The 2,229-nt window shown below is 77.7% G+C and carries 1 protein-coding gene and 1 pseudogene; both read right to left on the minus strand.

Annotated features, from left to right (window positions below; translation table 11 throughout):
- Nucleotides 1-1,161, minus strand: a 1,161-nt coding sequence (locus ACLIYP_RS30240; protein ID WP_412716267.1) for a PucR family transcriptional regulator ligand-binding domain-containing protein, incomplete at its 3' end; no start/stop codon positions are given.
- A gap of 176 nt (nucleotides 1,162-1,337) precedes the next feature.
- Nucleotides 1,338-2,229: pseudogene (locus tag ACLIYP_RS30245) on the minus strand (ATP-binding protein); the annotation flags it as partial.

Raw genomic sequence — 2,229 nt, forward strand, 5'->3', positions numbered from 1 at the left:
GCCGCCGTCCGCCACCAGTCCCACCAGCCGCCGGTCGTGCCGGACCAGCAGCACCGACTCCCCCGCCCGGGCGGCGGCCGACTCGGTCTTCTCGGCGAGCGCCTCCACGCCGGCGGGCAGCGCACCCTCCGGCTCGCCCGCCTCCCCCGCGGCGCCGCCGCTCCCGTCCTCACCGGCCTCCCGGGCGTCCGCCGTCCTGCGCCGCCCCGTCGCGCCCTCGGCCACGACCACCCGCAGCGGCTCGTCCAGCAGCGTGCCGTAGAGCGAACCGGCGACCGCCCGGGCGTGGTCGGCCTCCCCCGCCAGCAGCATCCGCAGCACCGCCGCGCCCAGCCTCTGCTCGGCCTCCAGCAGGGCGCGGGAGCGCTCGGTGGTCAGGGTCAGCAGGGCCACCGCGGAGTTGACGGCGTAGCGCTCGGCGGTGCCCGGCGGGGCGCCGGTGCCGACCGCGAGCACGGCCCTGACCCGGCGCCCGGAACCGATCGACTGCAGCTCCACCCGGTCGCCCGCCCGGCCTCCGGTACCGCTCACCACGGCGCTCGCGGTGGCGGAGCGGTCACGCAGCCTCCGCACCTCGCCGGTCAGCTCGGCGGCACGGCGGGAGGCCCAGGACGGGGCGGCGGCGACCAGCGCGCCGGAGACGTCGTAGAGCGCGGCCCAGCCGTCCACGTGGGCCGCCAGCTTCGCCAGCAGACCGGATGTGCCGCGCGCGGAGAGCACGGCGCGGGTCATCTCCCGCTGCGCCTCGAACCCGGCCTTGACCGCGCGGTACTGCTCGGCGGCGTTGGCCGCCGAGACCGCCTTGCCGATGGCCAGGAACGGGGTGCGCCGGGGCACCTCAAGCAGCGGGAAGCCGGCCTCGCGGGCGGCGTCCAGCAGCGCCGGCGGCACCGTGTCGTAGGCGACCCCGGCCGCGAAGCCCAGTCCGACCACCCCGGCGGCGTCCAGGCGGGCGACGTAGCGGCGCATCGCCTCCGCGTCCTCGACGTCGAGCTTCATCGCGGTGACCAGCAGCAGTTCCCCGCCCTCCAGGTACGGCACTGGGTCGGCCAGCTCGCTGACGTGCGCCCAGCGCACCGGGGTGTCCAGCCGCCCCTCGCCCGCGAGGACGGCGAGCTTGAGGGAGGAGTGCTGGACCAGCGAGGCGAGGGTGATCGGCATGGCTGACCTGGGGCCCTTTCCGGCGGTCGACCGCCGGCCGGCGGCCCGGCAGGCGGGGGAGGAGGGCGGCGGGTACTGTCCGTGCGGTAGCAAGGATAAGGCCGCGCCACCACCGACCGTACGGCCGTACGCGCCGTCGTGCGCCCGCCCGCCGCGCCGCCGCACGCGCGCCCCGGCTACTCCCCGAGCCGGGTGAGGACCGGCGGGCTCGCCTCGCCCCGGACGGTGGTCAGCGACACCACCGCGTGGCCCGGCGGCACCTTGTGCGCCAGATCGGAGGCGGACCAGCGCTCGCGCTGGACCGTGCGCACGGTGACCGAGCGGGTGGTCGCCCGCACCCCGGTGAACAGGGCCCGGATCCCGCGCAGGGCACGCCGGAGCGTGCCGCCGGAGAAGTCGGGGTTGTGGGTGACGTCCTCGGTCTTCACCCAGTCGCGGCCCCACGCCTGCGCGAACACCTCGCCGTCCCAGGTGCTCACCCCCGACAGCACCACCCGGCAGCCGACCGCCCCCACCGCCGCCGCGCGCAGCGGCTCGGGCACCTCGTCCAGACTGCGCAGCGCCAGCACCACCCCCGCGTTGGCCGTCCGCAGCCGCTGGACGGCGCGTACTGAGGCGGGGGTGAGGGTGTGCGCGGCGTCGTCGAGGACCAGGCAGGCGAACAGGGAGCGTTCGTCGCGGTCGCGGGCGCAGGCGGTGAACTGGGCGAGCAGCAGCCGGGCCAGCAGCCGGGAGGCCTCGGCGTGGCCGCGTTCGGGCAGGTCGATCCGCACCCGCAGCGGGTGCGCCAGATCGCGCATGGCGAAGGGGCGGGTGGTGCCACCGGTGTCGAAGAACCCGGCGAACGCGGGCCGGTCCAGCAGCGCGATCCGGTCCGCGAGCAGCGGGCCCGGATCGCCGGGCCGCCCGGACTGGCGCACGCGGGCGTCCAGTTCGCGCAGGGCGGCGCCGTCACCGGCCGCCTCGCACGCCTGGCGCAGCGCGGCGAGGGCGACGGGCACCCCGTCGAGCAGCTCGCGCAGCTCGGGCACGGACGGGAAGCGGCCGTGGGCGCTGCGGTGGGGGCCG

It is taken from the genome of Streptomyces nanhaiensis, from assembly GCF_046614825.1.
Taxonomy (GTDB): domain Bacteria; phylum Actinomycetota; class Actinomycetes; order Streptomycetales; family Streptomycetaceae; genus Streptomyces; species Streptomyces radiopugnans.